Source organism: Tabrizicola sp. M-4 (genome assembly GCF_051132405.1).
Taxonomy (GTDB): Bacteria; Pseudomonadota; Alphaproteobacteria; order Rhodobacterales; family Rhodobacteraceae; genus Paragemmobacter.
In genome coordinates this window covers 2801004-2819122 of record NZ_CP128606.1, presented here as the reverse complement: position 1 = coordinate 2819122, position 18119 = coordinate 2801004, and the positions used below count along the sequence as shown (strand labels likewise).

The 18119-nt window shown below is 64.6% G+C and carries 17 protein-coding genes; 12 read left to right on the top strand and 5 right to left on the bottom strand.

Annotated features, from left to right (window positions below):
- Positions 1-139: 139 nt before the first annotated feature.
- The 4 genes from rpoH to TabM4_RS13750 all read left to right on the top strand — a co-directional run bounded on the left by rpoH (position 140) and on the right by TabM4_RS13750 (position 3681).
- On the top strand, positions 140-1036 hold the full coding sequence (rpoH, locus tag TabM4_RS13765; RefSeq protein WP_434613382.1) for an RNA polymerase sigma factor RpoH: 897 nt from the start codon (positions 140-142) through the stop codon (positions 1034-1036).
- A 141-nt stretch (positions 1037-1177) separates the two neighbouring features.
- On the top strand, positions 1178-1870 hold the full coding sequence (locus tag TabM4_RS13760; protein ID WP_434613379.1) for a phosphatidylserine decarboxylase: 693 nt from the start codon (positions 1178-1180) through the stop codon (positions 1868-1870).
- A gap of 7 nt (positions 1871-1877) precedes the next feature.
- Positions 1878-2636, top strand: coding sequence for a CDP-diacylglycerol--serine O-phosphatidyltransferase (gene pssA, locus TabM4_RS13755; protein ID WP_434613377.1), 759 nt, complete (start codon positions 1878-1880; stop codon positions 2634-2636).
- 61 nt (positions 2637-2697) lie between these two features.
- Positions 2698-3681, top strand: a complete 984-nt coding sequence (locus TabM4_RS13750; RefSeq protein WP_434613374.1) for a Gfo/Idh/MocA family protein — start codon at positions 2698-2700, stop codon at positions 3679-3681.
- Between the two features lie 54 nt (positions 3682-3735).
- On the opposite strand, the gene TabM4_RS13745 is transcribed toward TabM4_RS13750, so the two are convergent.
- From TabM4_RS13745 to TabM4_RS13735, 3 genes are all read right to left on the bottom strand, one after another.
- On the bottom strand, positions 3736-5562 hold the full coding sequence (locus TabM4_RS13745; RefSeq protein WP_434613371.1) for a M3 family oligoendopeptidase: 1827 nt from the start codon (positions 5560-5562) through the stop codon (positions 3736-3738).
- Between the two features lie 136 nt (positions 5563-5698).
- Entirely contained in the window at positions 5699-7297 is a 1599-nt protein-coding gene (locus TabM4_RS13740) for an ATP-dependent DNA ligase (RefSeq protein WP_434613368.1), read from the bottom strand.
- Positions 7294-8310, bottom strand: a complete 1017-nt coding sequence (locus tag TabM4_RS13735; RefSeq protein WP_434613366.1) for a ligase-associated DNA damage response exonuclease — start codon at positions 8308-8310, stop codon at positions 7294-7296. The genes TabM4_RS13740 and TabM4_RS13735 overlap by 4 nt, the downstream gene beginning before the upstream one ends.
- A gap of 194 nt (positions 8311-8504) precedes the next feature.
- Between TabM4_RS13735 and TabM4_RS13730 the strand changes: the two genes are divergently transcribed.
- The 4 genes from TabM4_RS13730 to TabM4_RS13715 are packed head-to-tail and all read left to right on the top strand — an operon-like array spanning position 8505 to position 12409.
- On the top strand, positions 8505-9896 hold the full coding sequence (locus tag TabM4_RS13730; protein ID WP_434622073.1) for a circularly permuted type 2 ATP-grasp protein: 1392 nt from the start codon (positions 8505-8507) through the stop codon (positions 9894-9896).
- Between the two features lie 4 nt (positions 9897-9900).
- Positions 9901-10851: an alpha-E domain-containing protein gene (locus TabM4_RS13725; RefSeq protein ID WP_434613363.1), complete on the top strand. Its 951-nt coding sequence runs from the start codon at positions 9901-9903 to the stop codon at positions 10849-10851.
- The gene (locus TabM4_RS13720; protein WP_434613360.1) at positions 10851-11660 is read left to right on the top strand and encodes a transglutaminase family protein; all 810 of its coding nucleotides are present in this window, start codon (positions 10851-10853) and stop codon (positions 11658-11660) included. The genes TabM4_RS13725 and TabM4_RS13720 overlap by 1 nt, the downstream gene beginning before the upstream one ends.
- Before the next feature lie 26 nt (positions 11661-11686).
- Complete coding sequence (locus tag TabM4_RS13715) at positions 11687-12409, top strand: proteasome-type protease (RefSeq protein WP_434613357.1); 723 nt, start codon at positions 11687-11689, stop codon at positions 12407-12409.
- A 23-nt stretch (positions 12410-12432) separates the two neighbouring features.
- Here the strand turns inward: TabM4_RS13715 and TabM4_RS13710 are convergent, their stop codons facing one another.
- The gene (locus TabM4_RS13710) at positions 12433-13368 is read right to left on the bottom strand and encodes an alpha/beta fold hydrolase (protein ID WP_434613354.1); all 936 of its coding nucleotides are present in this window, start codon (positions 13366-13368) and stop codon (positions 12433-12435) included.
- Entirely contained in the window at positions 13365-13652 is a 288-nt protein-coding gene (locus TabM4_RS13705; RefSeq protein ID WP_434613351.1) for an SCP2 sterol-binding domain-containing protein, read from the bottom strand. Before TabM4_RS13705 ends, TabM4_RS13710 begins: the two co-directional genes overlap by 4 nt.
- A 133-nt stretch (positions 13653-13785) precedes the next feature.
- Between TabM4_RS13705 and TabM4_RS13700 the strand changes: the two genes are divergently transcribed.
- The 4 genes from TabM4_RS13700 to fdxA are packed head-to-tail and all read left to right on the top strand — an operon-like array spanning position 13786 to position 17857.
- Positions 13786-14286: a tetratricopeptide repeat protein gene (locus tag TabM4_RS13700; protein ID WP_434613348.1), complete on the top strand. Its 501-nt coding sequence runs from the start codon at positions 13786-13788 to the stop codon at positions 14284-14286.
- Positions 14287-14299: 13 nt separating this feature from the next.
- A complete protein-coding gene (locus TabM4_RS13695) occupies positions 14300-17146 on the top strand; it encodes a helicase-related protein (RefSeq protein ID WP_434613345.1) in 2847 nt (948 codons plus the stop codon).
- 52 nt (positions 17147-17198) lie between these two features.
- Positions 17199-17471 (top strand): RNA-binding S4 domain-containing protein, encoded by a 273-nt coding sequence (locus tag TabM4_RS13690; RefSeq protein ID WP_434613342.1) that lies wholly within the window; start codon positions 17199-17201, stop codon positions 17469-17471.
- Positions 17472-17518: 47 nt separating this feature from the next.
- Positions 17519-17857, top strand: a complete 339-nt coding sequence (gene fdxA, locus TabM4_RS13685; RefSeq protein ID WP_434613340.1) for a ferredoxin FdxA — start codon at positions 17519-17521, stop codon at positions 17855-17857.
- Positions 17858-18119 lie beyond the last annotated feature (262 nt).

Genomic DNA, 18119 nt, shown 5'->3' with positions numbered 1-18119 from the left:
GCCGTGGCTTTAACGCTAACGGAACCTTTCCCATGTACCGTACAAGGGGAAGGCGGTCTTGAACTTGCAGGTCCGCCTTCCTAACTTCGCCAATCCTCGGGGGCTTCTGGAAAGACCCGGGGTGAACAGGGGGCACGACATGAGCACCTACCAGAACCTTCCCGCACCAAGCCCGGAACAGGGGCTGAACCGCTATCTGCAGGAAATCCGCAAATTCCCGCTCTTGGAGCCGGAACAGGAATACATGCTGGCCAAGCGTTGGGTCGATCATCAGGACGCAGGCGCCGCGCACCAGCTCGTCACCTCGCACCTGCGCCTCGCCGCAAAGATCGCGATGGGCTATCGCGGCTATGGCCTGCCGCAGGCCGAGGTGATCTCCGAGGCGAATGTGGGCCTGATGCAGGCCGTGAAACGCTTCGATCCCGAAAAGGGCTTCCGCCTCGCCACCTATGCCATGTGGTGGATCCGCGCCTCGATCCAGGAATACATCCTGCGGTCTTGGAGCCTCGTGAAACTCGGCACCACTTCCGCGCAGAAGAAGCTCTTCTTCAACCTGCGCAAGGCCAAGGCCAAGGTCGGCGCATTGGAAGAAGGCGACCTTCGCCCGGAAAACGTGGCCCAGATCGCCAAGGACCTGTCGGTGACCGAGGAAGAGGTCATCGACATGAACCGCCGCCTCTCTGGCTCTGACGCCTCGCTGAACGCGACGATCGGGTCTGATGGTGACGGCGCGACCCAGTGGCAGGACTGGCTGGAGGATGAAGATAGCGATCAGGCCGAGGCCTATGAAGAGCGTGACGAAATGGACACACGCCGCGCGCTTCTGGTGCAGGCGATGGCCGTTCTGAACGAACGCGAAAAAGACATCCTGATGCAGCGCCGCCTCGCCGACACCCCAGTGACGCTCGAGGAGTTGTCGGAAAGCTACGGCGTCAGCCGCGAACGCATCCGCCAGATCGAGGTCCGCGCCTTCGAAAAGCTGCAGGCCAAGATGCGCGAACTGGCCAAGGGCAAAGGGATGGTCATCCCGGCCTGAGCGGGGTGATTAACCCTTCGTTAACCATTACCATCACGGCGGCGGGGGAGGATCCCGCCGCCGTTCTGCATACCGCGACCCTCGGCCCCGTTGCCTTGACAGCCCCGCAAGGGTAAGGGGCACCAAACCCGGAGACCGCCGATGACCATGCTGGAAACCTTCATCAAGCCGATGCACCGCGAAGGCATCAAATTCGTCGCGGCCTTCGCCGCCGTGACGCTGGTCCTCTTCTGGATCTGGGACCCGCTGGGTTGGATCGGCGTCGGCCTGACCGTCTGGTGCTACTACTTCTTCCGCGATCCCAAACGCGCCGTGCCGCAGAATGCGGGCCTCATGGTCAGCCCGGCCGATGGTGTTGTCTCCCTCATCGAACGCGTCGCCCCGCCCGAGGAACTGGGCATGGGACCCGAGCCCCTGATGCGCGTCTCGGTCTTCATGTCGGTCTTCAACTGCCATGTGAACCGCGCCCCCATCGCGGGCCGCGTGTCCGAAATCGCCTACCGCCCCGGCAAATTCCTGAACGCCTCGCTCGACAAGGCCTCGGTCGACAACGAACGCAATTCCATCCGCATCGACATGGCCGATGGCCGTTCCATCGCCGTGGTGCAGATCGCGGGCCTCGTCGCCCGCCGCATCCTCTGCTTCGCGGTCAAGGGGCAGGATCTGCGCACCGGCGAACGCTTCGGCCTGATCCGCTTCGGCTCCCGCCTCGACATCTACCTCCCCGACGGGGTGGAGCCGCAGGTGGCGTTGGGCCAGACCTGCATCGCCGGCGAAACCGTCATCGCCACCATCGGTCAGCCCAGCCCCCAGCGCCTCGCCCGGATGGAGTGAACCTATCATGGACGAGACGCCGCGCCCCCGCCGCAAGCTGCACATCCTGCAACTGCTGCCCAACCTCGTCTCGATCCTCGGCCTCTGCGCGGGCCTGACCGCGATCCGTTTCGCCATCGACGGCCGCATCGCCACCGCCGTCGCCCTGATCGGCCTCGCCGCCGCGCTGGACGCCCTCGACGGTCGCCTCGCCCGCATGCTCAAATCCGAAAGCGCGATCGGCGCGGAACTCGACAGCCTTGGCGATTTCGTCAATTTCGGCGTGACCCCCGCCATCATCCTCTACCTCTGGGGCCTGAAGGGCGAGGCATCGCTCGGCTGGATCGCCGTCCTCGTCTATGCCATTTGCTGCATGCTGCGCCTTGCCCGCTTCAACGTCGGCAACAAGCGGATGGACGGAGAGGAACCTGCCGAACGCACCTCCTTCATCGGCGTGCCCTCCCCGGCAGGGGCCATGCTTGTGCTGGCCCCCATCTACCTCGCCTTCTGCTTCCCCGGCGATGTGCGCCTGCCCGCCGCAGCCATCGCGCTCTGGATGGTGGCGATGGGCGCGCTGATGATCAGCCGCATCCGCACGCCCTCGCTCAAGCGCGTTACCTTCTATGCCGAAGATGCGCGCTACATTCTCGTGGGTGCAGCCGCAGTCATCGCCGCCCTTCTCACCTATCCTTGGATCACGCTGCTCGCCCTCTCCGTGGCCTATCTCGGCGGCATCCTCTTCGTCGCCCGTGGCCAGTTGCTTGCCCTCCTCCGCAAGGCCGACTGACCTTGCACCTCTCCGCGCCGCGCCCTAGCCTGCGCGCGTCACCGAAAGGGAGGAAGACCTGATGAAACCCGTCCGCTGGGGCGTTCTCGGCAACGCCAAATTCGCCCGCGACCACATGGCTCCCGCCATCCATATGGCCGAAAACGCCGAACTCGCCGCGCTCGGCACCTCGAAACCCGGCGCGGCCACTGGCTGGGATTTCTGCCCCGGCCTCGCGCAAAAGACCTATGACGACCTCCTCGTCGATCCCACGATCGACGCGGTCTACATCCCGCTGCCCAACCACCTGCATGTGGAATGGACGCTGAAGGCCCTGCGCGCGGGCAAGCATGTGCTGACCGAAAAGCCCATCGCCATGAAAGCCGAAGAGATCGACGCGATCATCGCCGAACGCGACCGCACGGGGCTACTGGCGGCCGAGGCCTATATGATCGTCCACCACCCGCAATGGATCCGCGCCCGCGAACTGGTGCAGGGCGGGGCCATTGGCAAACTGCGCCATGTCGACGCCTTCTTCAGCTATGACAACCACGAGGAAACCCAGAACATCCGCAACCGCCCCGAAACCGGCGGCGGCGGCATCCGCGACATCGGCGTCTACACCTATGGCTCCGCGCGTTTCGTGACCGGGGCCGAGGCGACCGACATTTCCTGCCGCATGATCCGCGAGAATGGCGTGGATGTCTGGGCCGAACTGGACGCCATCCTCGAAGGTCCGCTGGGCCGCGCGACCTATACCGCGATGACCTCCATGCGCCTGCAGAACCGTCAGGAAGTCACCTTCCACGGCGACAAGGGGCTTCTCAAGGTCGCCAACGGCCCCTTCAACGCCAACCTCTTCGCCGAGGCGCGGATCGAGTTGCACAACGACCAGACCATCACCTCTGAACGCTGGCCCGCCGCGAACCACTACAAGATCCAGGTGGAAAACTTCGGCAAATCCCTCCGCACCGGGGCCGCCTATCCCTGCCCGCTGGAGTTCACCCGCGGCACGCAGGTGATGATCGACGCGGCCTTCGCCACGGCGCGCGAGATACACTGGTGATGAAAAAGGCCGGGGGCACCCCTGTGCCCCCGGACCCCCTCGGCACCAAGAAGATCAGCCTTCCATCGCCTCCAGCTCGTCGATGAAGCCCGCGATCATCGACAGCCCCTTGTCCCAGAACTTCGGATCGCTGGCATCAAGGCCGAAGGGCGCCAGAAGCTCCTTGTGATGTTTCGATCCGCCAGCCCTCAGCATCTCGAAATACTTCTCCTGAAACTCCGGCAGCCCATCGGCATAGGCCGCGTAAAGCGCATTCACCAGCCCGTCGCCAAAGGCATAGGCATAGACGTAGAAGGGCGAATGCACGAAATGCGGGATATAGGCCCAGAAGGTCTCGTACCCGTCCATGAACTCGAAGGCATCGCCAAGCGATTGCGCCTGCACGCTCATCCACAGGGCGTTGATGTCGTCCGGCGTCAACTCGCCCTCGCGCCGCGCGGCGTGCAGCTTGCATTCGAAATCGTAGAAGGCGATCTGACGCACGACCGTGTTGATCATGTCCTCCACCTTGCCCGCCAGCAGCGTCTTGCGCTCTCCCGGCGTCTTCGCCCCGTCCAGAAGCTTGCGGAAGGTCAGCATCTCGCCGAACACGCTCGCCGTCTCGGCCAGCGTCAGCGGCGTCGATGACAGCAACTCGCCCTGACCCGCGGCCAGAACCTGATGCACGCCATGGCCCAACTCATGCGCCAGCGTCATCACGTCCCGCGGTTTGCCAAGGTAGTTCAGCATCACATAGGGATGCACCGTCGTGACCGTCGGATGCGCAAAGGCACCGGGTGCCTTGCCCGGCTTCACGCCCGCATCGATCCAGCCCCGCTCGAAGAAGGGCCGCGCCAGATCTGCCATCCGCGGGTCGAAGGCGCCATAGGCCTCCATCACCGTCCGCGTCGCGCTGTCCCAATCCACCGTCTTCGGCGTCTCGATGGGCAGGGGCGCGTTGCGGTCCCAGACCTGCAACTTCTCCAGCCCCATCCATTTCGCCTTCAGCCGGTAATAGCGATGCGACAGCTTCGGATAGGCCGCGACCACGGCATTCCGCAGCGCCTCCACCACCTCCGGCTCCACATGGTTGGAAAGGTGGCGCCCGGTCTGCGGCGTGGGCATCTTGCGCCAGCGGTCCTCGACCTCCTTCTCCTTGGCCAGCGTGTTGTGGACCCGGGCGAACAGCTTGATATTCTTGTCGAACACAACTGCCAGCGCCCGCGCCGCCGCCTCGCGCTTGGCCCGGTCCGTATCGGTCAGAAGGTTCAGGGTGGATTCGAGGTTCAGTTCCTCCTCCTCGCCCTCCACCTTGAACATCAGGCCCGCCATCGTCTCGTCGAACAGCTTGTTCCACGCGCTGGCCCCCACGACCGAATTGTCGTGCAGGAACTTCTCCAACTCGTCGGAAAGCTGATAGGGCCGCATCGCGCGCATCCGGTCGAACACCGGCTTGTAACGCGCAAGCTCGGCATTCTGCGCCAGAAGGCCCGACAGATGCCCCTCGTCCAGCCGGTTGAACTCAAGGCTGAAGAACACAAGCGGCGTTGTGAAGGTGGTGATGCGGTCCTGCGCATCGGCCATGAACTTCGCCCGCTCGCTGTCCATCGTGTTCTGGTAATAGCGCAGACCCGCATAGGACATGATCCGTCCCGCCACGACATCGATCTTCTCATAGGCCAGAACGCAGGCCAGCAGCCCCTCCGCGTCCAGCGTGGCAAGTTTGCCCTCATAGCTGGCGGCGAAATCGGCGCAGGCCTTTTCCAGCCAAGCCATGTCGCGACCGAATTCCGGGGCATCCGGCGCGGGGTAAAGGTCCGTCAGGTCCCAGTCGGGCAGATTGCCCAGACCGCCACCGCTGGCATTGGCATCGAAAACCGGGCGGGGCAGGGGAAGCGTCATCGGAAAACCTCATCGCATTTGCTCGGATGTCATCTAGGGCGGCGGAGGCGGCGGGCGCAAGGGAAGGCGGCTGAATTCCACGCGATGCGGCGCTATCTGTCCCTCACCCCGCCACCGCCATGCCGGAAACCCCGCCCTAGCCCCGCGCAACGCGCAGCAGGTCGCGCAACCCTTCCAGCGTGTCGATCTCATCCACCGGCTTGTCGCGCCGCCAGCGGATCATGCGCGGAAAGCGCAGCGCGATCCCCGACTTGTGGCGCGGGCTTTCCTGTATGCCCTCGAACCCGATCTCGAAGACCAGTTCCGGCGGCACCCGCCGCACCGGGCCGAACCGTTCCAGCGTATTCTTCTGCACCCAGCGGGTGATCTCGCCGAATTCGGCATCGGTCAGGCCCGAATAGGCCTTGGTGAAGGGCACCAGCCCATTCCCGTCCCGCACGGCAAAGGTGAAGTCGGTGAACAGGTTCGCCCGCCGCCCATGCCCCGCCTGCGCATAGATCATCACCGCATCGACGGTGAAGGGGTCAAGCTTCCACTTCCACCAATCCCCCCGCCTGCGCCCGTTGAAATAGGACGAAGACCTCCGTTTCAGCATCAGCCCCTCCGCCCGCCGTTCCCGCGCCGTCTGGCGCAGCGCGGCAAGCACTGCCCAATCCGCGAAGCCGACCGGCGGCGACAGCGACAGTGGCAGATCGTCCGGCAGCCCCGCACACAGCGCCGCCAGCCGCGCCTGCCTCTCGGCAAAGGGCGTTTCCCGCAGGTCCCGCCCCCCATCCTCCAGCAGGTCATAGGCCAGAAGATGGGCCGGCGCCTCCTGCAGCAACCGCTTCGGCACCGTCTTGCGCCCGATCCTCTTCTGCAATTCGGCAAAGGGCAGGGGGCGGCCACCCGCCCGGTCCCATGCCAGCACCTCGCCGTCGATCACCGTGCCCGGCGGCAGGAAATCCACCAGCGGTCCGAATTCCGGGAAACGGTCGGTGATCAATTCCTCCCCCCGTGACCAAAGGGCCAGCAGGCCGGGCCGGTGGATCAACTGCCCCCTGATGCCATCCCACTTCCATTCCGCATGCCACTCTGCCGGATCACCCAGCCCCTCCGGCCCCTCCTCCAATGGCGAGGCAAGGGCAAAGGGATAGGGCCGCGACGCCGCCCCCTCACCCTCGTCCCGGATCAACGCCTGATAGCTGGTGGTCAGCGGCTGCCAATCCCCCATCAGGCGATGCGCCAGCGCCGCCTCCTCCACCCCCGTCGCGGTGGAGAGCGCGCGCGTCATCAAACCCTGGCTCACGCCCATGCGGAAGCCGCCGGTGATCAGCTTGTTGAACAGCAACCGCTCCGTCGTCCCCAGCCGCCCCCACCAGCCAAGGATGGCCGCCTTCCGCACCTCGGCAGGCTGCCCCGTCAGCGCGATCAGCGCCCGGACCGTCTCGGACAGCGGGGGGGCCTCCTCTGCCCCGGCGGGCGGCAGGATCAAGGCGATGGTCTCGGCCAGATCCCCCACCATCGCATAGCTTTCCTCGAACAACCAAAGCGGCACCCCCGCCGCCTCCGCCGCCCATTCCCGCAACTCGGTGGCCGTCACCCCCCGTTTCGGGCGGCGCCCCGACAAAAGCGCGATGGTCCAAAGCCTGTCCTCCTCCGGTGCGGTCTGGAAATACAGGGTCAGCGCGGCAAGCTTCGCCGTCGTCTTGGTCGTCCCGTCTAGGGCTGCGAACAGGGCGGCGAAATCCCTCATGACTCCACCGCCTCCGACGCGTCCTCCGCCTCCTCGCCATATTCCGTGGCAACGATCCCGGCGTCATATCCTTGTTCTGCAAGGAAACGGCGGAAGGGCGCGGTATAGCCATGGGTCACGAAGACCCTCTCGCATCCCGTGGCACGGATGGCCGACAGAAGGCCCGGAAAATCGGCATGGTCCGATACCACGAACCCCGTCCCCAGCGCCCGGCGGCGGCGGATGCCGCGCACCGCCATCCAGCCGCTGGCGAATGCCTCTTCCGCAGGCCCGAACCGTCGCGCCCATGCCGATCCCAGCGCCGAGGGCGGCGCGATCACCAAGGCTCCGGGGTGCGACTTCCCATCCACCCCGACCCCCGCGCGGATCGTGTCGGGCAGGGCATAGCCCTGTTGCCGCAGGATGCCGTTCACCTCCTCCACCGCGCCATGCGTCAGGATCGGACCCACCGCTCCCACCCCCGCCAGCAGCCGCTGCGCCTTGCCAAGGCTGTAGGCACCAAGGATCGACACCTTCCCTGCCGCCGCATTCGCCGCCCACCAGCGCGTGATCTCGCCCATCACCTCCGCCTGCGGTCGCCAGCGGAAGACGGGCAGGCCGAAGGTGCATTCGCTGATGAAGGCATGGCAGCGCACGGGCGCGAAGGCTTCCGCCAGACCGTCCGGCTCCACCTTGTAATCACCCGAGACGACCCAGACCTCGCCCTCCCGCTCCACCGCGATCTGCGCCGATCCGGGAATATGCCCCGCCGGATGGAAACTGACCGTCACCCCGCCGATCCGCAGCCTTTCGCCATAGCCGATCCCTTGCGCCGTGATCTGGCCAAGCCGGTGCCGCATCACTGGCAGCGCCGCATGGGTGGCCAGATACTGACCGTGGCCCCAGCGCGCATGGTCTGAATGGCCATGCGTGATCAGCGCGCGCTCCACCGGACGCCACGGGTCGATGAAGAACCCGCCATCCGGGCAGAATATCCCGCGATCGGTGAAGACAAGGACGGGGTTCAAGGCCATGCGCGGAACCTAGTCCACAGGGCATCCACCGCCAGAGGTGCAGGCTTGCCCAAATTTTGTGCAGTTGCACATGTCGCACCCATGCCATTCCTCCGAAACGCTTCCAAGCCGCTTGGTGCCCTGATTAACTTGGACCAACTCCGACATGGATCGGGAAAGCAGGGGGCGTAACGGTGACGCAATACTTCAACGAGATGTACCAGACCGGCAAGGTCCGCCAGCCCTACGCCCGGCTCGAAGACTGGATGAAGGCCATGCCCGCCGCCCTGCGCACGCTCAAGCAGGCCGAGGCCGAGGATCTCTTCCGCCGCATCGGCATCACCTTCGCCGTCTATGGCGAAGGCGGCGATCCAGATCGCCTGATCCCCTTCGACATGTTCCCGCGCGTCTTCACCGGTGCCGAATGGGCACGTCTGGAAAAAGGCATCAAACAGCGCGCCCGCGCCCTGAACGCCTTCCTTGTGGACGTCTATCAACGCGGCGAAATCATCCGCGCAGGCCGCGTTCCCTCGCGCCTCGTCTATCAGAACGAAGCCTATGAAAAGGCCGTGGCGGGGATCAAACCGCCCAAGGGTGTCTATTCCCACATCGTCGGCATCGACATCGTCCGCACCGGCCCCGACGAATTCTTCGTGCTGGAAGACAACTGCCGCACCCCCTCCGGCGTCAGCTACATGTTGGAGAACCGCGAGATCATGATGCGGATGTTCCCCGAACTGTTCCGCGAGAACCGCATCGAACCCGTCGACACCTATCCCGAAATCCTGCGCCGCACGCTGGCCTCCGTCGCGCCGGAAAAATGCAACGGCGAACCGACGATCGTCCTCCTCACCCCCGGCCATTTCAACAGCGCCTATTACGAACACAGCTTCCTCGCCGACCTGATGGGAATCGAACTGGTCGAGGGGCAGGACCTCTTCGTCGAAGGCGAATTCGTCTGGATGCGCACCACCGAAGGTCCGAAGAAGGTGGATGTCATCTACCGCCGCATCGACGACGCCTTCATCGACCCGCTCTGTTTCCGCCCCGACAGCATGCTGGGCGTTCCGGGCCTGATGGATGTCTACCGTTCCGGCGGTGTCAGCATCTGCTCCGCCCCCGGTGCCGGTGTGGCCGATGACAAGGCGGTCTATACCTTCGTCCCCGAAATGGTGCGCTTTTATCTGGGCGAGGAACCGATCCTGCAGAACGTCCCCACCTGGCAATGCGGCAAGCCGGATGACCTGCGCTACGTTCTGGACAACCTCGCCGAACTGGTGGTCAAGGAAGTCCACGGCTCAGGCGGCTATGGCATGCTGGTCGGCCCCAAGGCCACAAAGGAACAGGTCGAGGCCTTCCGCGCCAAGATCGTGGCCGATCCCGGCAACTACATCGCCCAGCCGACGTTGGCACTGTCCACCACCCCCACCTTCGTCGCCGAAGGCGTGGCCCCCCGTCACGTCGACCTGCGCCCCTATTGCCTCGTGGGAGAACGCATCGAACTCGTCCCCGGCGGCCTCACACGGGTGGCGCTGACGGAAGGGTCGCTTGTCGTGAACTCCTCCCAAGGGGGTGGGGTGAAGGACACATGGGTTCTGGCGGAGTGATCACATGCTGAGCCGGACCGCCGACAACCTCTTCTGGATCGCCCGCTACATGGAGCGGGCCGAAACCGCCGCGCGTCTGCTGGAGGTGGGATCGCGCATCGCCTTGCTGCCTTCGGCTGCGGGCTATCGCAACGAATGGGATTCGCTCTTGCAGGCCTCGGGCAATGCCGATGCCTTTGCCCGCAAGTATGGCGATCCGGTGCAGCGCAATATCGAAAGCTTCCTCTTCTTCGACCGCGACAACCCTTCCTCCGTCGCCTCCTGCATCACCACGGCGCGGGAAAACGGCCGCATCGTCCGCACCGCGCTGACGGCGCAGGTCTGGGACGCCCTCAACACCGCGTTTCAGGAATTGCGCCAGCTCGAACGCACCCCGCGCAGCGAGCTGGAACTCTCGCGCCTCACCGAATGGACGATGCGCCACGCTGCCATGGTGCGCGGGGCCATCGAGGCCACGCTCCTGCGCAATGACGGCTGGGATTTCCTGAACCTCGGCTACAATCTCGAACGCGCCGACAACACTGCCCGCCTGATGGACGTGAAATACTACGTCCTTCTGCCCAAGGTGGAATTCGTGGGGTCTGGTCTCGACAATTACCAATGGACCACGCTCTTGCGTGCCATGTCGGCCCATCGCGCCTTCCACTGGGCCTATGGCGGAGAGGTTACGGCGGCCAAGATCGCGCATTTCCTGATCCTCAACCCGCAATGCCCCCGGTCGCTGATCACCTGCGTCGAAGAGATCTCCACCCATCTCAACCGTCTTGCCAAGGCCTATGGAACCAAGTCCGAAGCACAGGCCAGCGCGCAAGAGATGTTGGCAGCACTCGAGGCCACCAAGGTGGAGGACATCTTCGACGAGGGCCTGCACGATTTCCTGTCCCGTTTCATCCGTGAGGTGGCGGGGCTGGGGTCTCTGGTCCATGACACCTACCTGAGCGGGGATATGCGCTGATGCTGCTGTCGGTCGATCATGTGACGCGCTACCGCTATGACCGCCCGGTGCGGGCCGTGATGCAAAGCCACCGGCTGACCCCGTCGAAATTCGATGGCCAGAAGGTGCGCGACTGGACGGTGACCGTTTCCGACGGAATTCCCGGCGGGTCTTTCCGCGACGGGGCGGGGGACCGGGTGCAGGGCTGGATGGTCAAGGGCCCGGTGTCCGAGGTGGAGGTGCGCGTGATAGGCACCGTGGAAACCTTCGACCTTGCAGGCGTCCTGCGCGGCCACCGCGAGGTGGTCCCGCCCGAGGTCTATCTGGTCGAAACCACGGCAACCCGCGCCGATGCGGCTCTGGCCGATCTTGCCACGCAGGCCGCCGGGGCCGAGGGACCTTTGGCCTTGGCCCACCGTCTGGCGGAACTTGTGGCAGTGGCTGTGGCATACAAACCCGGCGCAACGAGGTCCCAGACCACCGCCGCAGAGGCCCTGGCGCTGGGCGGAGGCGTCTGTCAGGACCACGCCCACATCCTCATCGCCTGCGCACGACGGATGGGACTGCCCGCCAGATATGTCTCGGGCTATCTCTTTGCCGACGTCGAGGGCGTCCCGCACGAGGCGGCACATGCCTGGGCCGAGGTCCATGTTGCAGGCCTTGGCTGGGTGGGCTTCGATCCCGCAAACCGCTGCTGCCCGGATGCGCGCTACATCCGCCTTGGATCGGGAATGGATGCGCAGGATGCCGCCCCCATCCGCGGCGTGGCGCGCGGTGTCGGGGCCGAGTCGCTTGATGTGAAGGTTGCGGTCCAATCCTTGCAGCAATAGGGTCGGGTATCCTTGGGGAAGAATCCATGACCTATTGCGTCGGCCTGCTGTTGAACGAGGGAATCGTCCTTCTGTCCGATACCCGTACCAATGCGGGTTTGGATAACATCTCCACATACAGGAAGATGTTCCTCTTCGAAGACCCCGGCGAGCGGATCATCGCCATCATGACCGCCGGCAGCCTTTCGGTGACGCAAACCACCGTGGCCCGCCTGCGCGAGGCGATCGAGGATCCGGACTCGGACGAGACGCAGTCGATCATGAAGGCCCCCACGATGCTGAAGGTGGCGGACATCGTCGGCAACATGCTGGCCGAGGTCCGGGCCGAGATCGACGAAAAGCTTTCAGCGATGCAGGGTGCCTCTGCCTCGATGATCGTGGCGGGGCAGCGGAAGGGGGGTGCGATGCGCCTCTTCCTCATCTATCCCGAAGGAAACTTCATCGAAGCGACCGAAGACACGCCGTTCCTGCAAATCGGTGAACACAAATACGGCAAGCCCATCCTCGACCGCGTGGTGAAACCGCAGACCAGCCTGCAGGACGCGCAGAAGGCGGTGCTGCTGTCGATGGACTCCACCCTTCGGTCGAACCTTTCCGTGGGGATGCCGCTTGATCTTTGCGTGATCGAAAGAGACGCCTGCAAGGTTACCCTCACCCGCCGGATCGAGGCAGGCGACGAACAGTTCCGCGCGATGTCCGATGCATGGAGCCGCGCGCTGCGCGACGGGTTCAGCCAGATCGCGCTGTAACCGGTTCCTGCGGCCCAGGCCGTCTAGCCCTGTCCGAGGAAAAGCTTCGCCGCCTCGTCAAAGAACCGCGTGCGATGGGCCGGTGTCTCCATCGGAACCTCGTGTTCCGCACCATGATAAAGGTCTAGCCTGCCTTGTCGCCATCCGGCCATGCGCAAGTGGATCGGGCCGACATCGACCACTTTCTCCGCCGTTCCCAGAGCGGTGATCGCAGGGGTGGTCGGGGCCGGCAAGGCTGCCAGCGCTCCGCATTCCTGCAACGCGGCCCCCAACCAGCCCAGCGAAGGCCCGCCCAGCGCAAGGTCCGGATGGGCGGCGACCTGACGGCGCATGTACTCCCACATCTCCGGATCGGTGGTCAGCACATTGCCCTGGAACCCCGTCGCCAGCACATAGGTCTGTCCACCCGTGCCGGGCGCATAGCGATGCGCCTGCCCAAAGACCGGGGCAAGCCGACCCAGCACATGGGCCAAAGGCCTTGACCAGGCAGCCATGCTGATGCCCCACATCGGCGCGGAAAAGCAGGCCGAGGCGAAAGGCAGGCCCCGCATCACGCTGCGCAGCCCGATGCATCCCCCCATGGAATGGCACAGCAGATGGAAGGGGCGGGGCAGCCCCTCCGCCTCTGCCAGCGCAAGGATCGCATCCACATCGCGCTGATACTCGTCGAAATGGCCGACATGCCCGATCAGGCGGTCGGCGTGGGCGCGGGCGGCAAGCCCCTGACCGCGCCAATCCACGACCAGCGTGGTGAAACCGCGCGCGTGCAGGTCGGCGGCAGCGCGGCCGTATTTTTCGATGTATTCCGTCCGGCCCGGAAACAGTAGAACCGTGCCCTTCTGCCCCGTGCCCCAGATCGCGGCGCGGATCTGAACCCCATCTGCCGTGCGCAGCCAGAAGGCCCGCCCATCGGGCGGCCCTTCGGCCTGATCCGCAAAAAGGGGCGCGGCCTGCGTCACGCCAGCGCAGAGCCCAGCTTCATCGCCATTCCCATCGACCCATCGACCGACAGCTTGCCCGTCATGAAGGCCATTGTCGGGTTCATGTCGCCGTCGAGGATCGCGCGGAAGGTCTCGGTCGAGGCGGTCAGCGTGACATCCGCCTCCTCATCCCCGGCGCGGACGCCATTGGCATCCAGCATGATCGCCCCTTCGCCCTTGATCACGAATTTCGCCACGCCGTCGAACCCGTCGGACAGCTTGGCGGACAGGGCGGCGACGGCGGCGTCGATAACTTCGCTCATTCTTGCAATCTCCATCTTCTGATCGTGACCGGGGAAGGCTGGTTTTTCGCCCCGGTTGCGTTACCTTCGATTTATGGAAGCCCTGCGTCGGTTACACAATCATGTCGTTGCGGCACTTGTTGCCGTTTTATGTATGGGGGGCTTGGCCGCTGCCCAGACACCAGACCTCGATTCGCTTTTCGAGGAGCTGAAAGAAGCCGATGCCCAATCGGCAGCGCGGATCGAACGGGAAATCTGGAACGAATGGTCAAAGTCCGGCTCGGCAACCATGGACCTACTGCTGCAGCGTGGTCGGGATGCCATGGCGGCGGGGGATGTCGCGGCGGCCATCGAACATTTCACCGCGCTGACCGACCACGCGCCCGATTTCGCCGAGGGCTGGAACGCGCGGGCCACCGCCTATTTTCAGGCCGGCGAACTGGGCCCTTCGGTGAACGACATTGCGCAGACGCTTACGCTGAACCCGCGTCATTTCGGGGCTTTGTCCGGGCTGGGCATGATCTTCGAACAGTTGGAACAACCGGAAAAGGCGCTGGAGGCCTATGAGGCCGCCTTGGCTATACATCCCCATCTTGAGGGGGTAATCGAAGCCGTGGAACGGCTGGAAGCGGAAACCGCCGGAACGGACCTTTAGCAGGCGCGACGACATGGGCATGGGCGGACGTGTGACGGCGGTCCTTGGGCCGACGAACACCGGCAAGACGCATTACGCGATCGAGCGCATGCTGGCGCATCGGACTGGGGTAATCGGCCTGCCCCTGCGCCTTCTGGCGCGCGAGGTCTATGACCGGATCGTCGCGCAGCGCGGCCCGTCGGTCGTGGCACTGGTCACGGGCGAAGAGCGCATCGTGCCGGAGCGGACGCAGTACTGGGTCTGCACGGTTGAGGCGATGCCTCTGGAGATCGGCGCGGATTTCGTCGCGGTGGACGAGATCCAGCTTTGCGCCGACCCTGAACGGGGTCACGTCTTCACTGACCGACTGCTGCGGGCACGCGGGCTGCATGAAACGCTGTTCCTCGGATCCGACACGATGCGCGGGGCGATTGCCGCGCTGGTGCAGGGGGTGAGTTTCGTCAAGCGCGACCGTCTTAGCACCCTGACCTATTCAGGTTCCAAAAAGATCAGCCGAATGCCCCCACGCAGCGCGATCGTGGGGTTTTCCGTTGAAAACGTCTATGCCATCGCCGAACTGATCCGGCGGCAGAAGGGCGGTTGCGCGGTGGTGATGGGGGCATTGTCGCCCCGCACGCGGAATGCTCAGGTCGCGCTCTACCAGAATGGCGATGTGGATTATCTGGTGGCCACCGATGCCATCGGGATGGGGCTCAATCTCGACATCCGCCATGTCGCCTTCTCCTCCACCGCAAAGTTCGACGGGCGGCGGATGCGGGCACTTTATCCGCAGGAGTTGGCGCAGATAGCGGGCAGAGCGGGTCGGCACACCGAAAACGGCACCTTCGGCGTGACGGGCGAGGCGCGCCCCTTCGACGAGGAAATGGTGGAGGCCATCGAGAACCACCGTTTCCAGCCGGTCAAGAAACTGCAATGGCGCAATGCCGGGCTGGAATTCGGCACAGTGGAACGGTTGGTCCGGTCACTGGAAGCCCCCACCTCTAACGAATGGCTGACCCGCGCGCGGGATGCCGACGACGTGGTTGCGCTGAAAACCCTCTCCGAAATGGCCGAGGTGAGGGACCGCATCAAGGGTCCGCAGGATGTGAAACTGCTCTGGGACGTCTGCCGCGTGCCGGATTTCCGGTCCTCTTCGACCATGGAACATGCATCCCTCCTTGCGCGGATCTTCGAGTTCCTGAAAGGCGGTAAGGTGCCTTCGGACTGGCTCGCGAAGGCCGTCTCAAGGATCGACAAGACGGATGGGGATATCGACGCCATCTCCAAACGGCTCGCCTATATCCGGACCTGGACCTATGTGGCGCAACGGTCGGGCTGGGTCGAAGACGAAAGCCATTGGCGCGACGAGACGCGCGCTGTAGAAGACCGCCTGTCGGATGCGCTGCATGCGCGGCTGACGCAGCGATTTGTTGACCGGCGGACAAGCGTCTTGTTGCGGCGGTTGAAGCAGAAGGAGACCCTCGTGGCCGAGGTGAATGACAAGGGCGAAGTGATGGTCGAGGGCGAGTTCGTCGGGCGGCTGGAGGGGTTCCGGTTCCGGCAGGACGCATCGGCCACGCCCGACGAGGCGCGCACGCTGCGGCAGGCGGCGGTGCAGGCGCTGCGGCCCGAATGGCATCTGAGGGCGGACCGGTTCTACAACGCGCCAGATACCGAGCTGGATTACACTGAGCAGGGCGGCCTGATGTGGGGGACCACGGCGGTTGGCAAGCTGGTGAAAGGGGCCGAGGCGATGCGGCCATCGGTCGAAGGCTTCGTGGACGAAGAAGCGGGGCCGGATGTCGCCGAGAAGGTGAAGCGCCGTCTGCAGCATTTCATCGACCGCAAGGTCGCGGCCCTGTTCGAGCCGCTGACCGCGATGAGCCGGGACGAGCAATTGACGGGTCTGGCGCGGGGCTTTGCCTTCCGCCTCGTCGAGGGGCTGGGCGTGCTGCCGCGCGACGCGGTGGCGGACGAAGTGAAGGCTCTGGATCAGGAGGCGCGGGGCGCGCTGCGCAAGCATGGCGTGCGGTTCGGGCAGTTCACGGTGTTTCTGCCACTTTTGCTGAAACCTGCACCGACGCGCCTGCGGCTGGTTTTGTGGTCGCTCTGGAACGGGTTGGACGAGTTTCCCGAAAGCCCGCCCCCCGGTCTGGTGACCATCCCCAACATCGCCGAAGTGCCCAAGCAGCACTACACGCTGTCGGGCTATCATCCCGCAGGCAGCCGCGCGATCCGCATCGACATGCTGGAAAGACTGGCAGACATCTTGCGCACCAAGGACAGCCGGGCGGGGTTTGAGGCGACGGCGGATATGCTGTCGATCACCGGCATGACCTTGGAACAGTTCTCCGACCTGATGGCCGGTCTGGGCTACAAGGGCGAAAAGGGCGAGCGGGCGAAGGTGAAGGCGATGGAACTGCCCAAGCCTGCAGAGCCGCAATCCACGCTGCCGATCCCCGAGGAAGTGTCGATTCTGGCTCCTGTTCCGGAAGAGCCGGCGGTGCAGGACGGGGGCGAGGCCACGCCCGTCGAGATGGAGGTTTTCTACACCTTCACATGGGCTCCCAAGCCCCGCTTCCAACGACCAGAGCGGGGCAACCGTCCGGCGCAGGGCGATCGTCAAGGCCGGGGCGAACGTTCTCAGGGCGAGAGCCGTGGCGAACGGCCCAAGCGCGAGGGTAGCGGTGACCGCCCGCAGGGCGAGCGGCGCGAAGGCGGCAAGCCAAAAGGTGGCAAGGGCGGCAAACCCGAACGGCGCGATGGCGCCAAGCCGCAACAGGGTGCAAAATCCTATGAGTCGCGGCCTCCGCGTCCCGAAAAGCCCATCGATCCGGACAACCCCTTCGCGGTTCTGGCCGCGTTGAAGGCGAAGTCCTGATTTGGCCGGCCCCGGTGCTGCAAAGGCCGGGGGAGGGCGGGCCACGCTCCGCGTGGACAAATGGTTGTGGCAGGCGCGGTTCTTCAAGACCCGCGCCCTTGCAGCCAACCTTGCAGAAAGCGGCCACCTGCGCATCAACGGCCAGCCCACCCGCAAACCCGGCGCGGGGGTGGGTGAGGGGGATGTGCTGACCTTTCCGCAGGGCACGCGCATCCGTGTGATCAGAATTCTGGCACTCGGCCTGCGACGCGGGCCCGCCCCAGAGGCGCAGATGCTCTACCTCGATCTTGACGCGCGGGAAGATGCGCCGGAGCCGCTTGAATGATCGTGAAAAGCCCTCTAGTCAGGCTGCCGAGATCCTAGGAGACCGCCATGACCTATGTGGTGACCGACAACTGCATCGCCTGCAAATACACCGATTGCGTGGAAGTCTGCCCGGTGGACTGCTTCTACGAGGGCGAGAACATGCTGGTCATCCATCCGGATGAATGCATCGACTGCGGTGTCTGTGAACCGGAATGCCCCGCCGACGCGATCCGCCCGGATACGGAACCGGACATGGAGGAATGGGTCGCCTTCAACCGCAAGTATTCCGAGATGTGGCCCGTTCTCACGGTTAAGAAGGACCCGCTTCCCGAAGCCGAAGCACGGGATGGCGAGACGGGCAAGCTGGCCAAGTATTTCAGCGAAGCGCCGGGCGAGGGCAACTGAGGAAAAGCCTCATTTTCGCCATGCCGATTCGGCAAGGCTGTCATGACGATTCGGAATGCCGTTCGATTATTGCCCAGAATGAAGGCATTCCGGGAAGGGCAGACCTGTTGCCGTTGTTGGAATCGGTCTGATTCTGTGGTATAGGCTAACGCACAATACACACGGAAGCCTGACGCCTCGCTCAGAGCTGCTCGCCTGAGCTGGGTCTTTCTGTGACAATTCCTCCTGCAAGCCGGGGCCGCCAAGGGCCCGGTCATGGGAT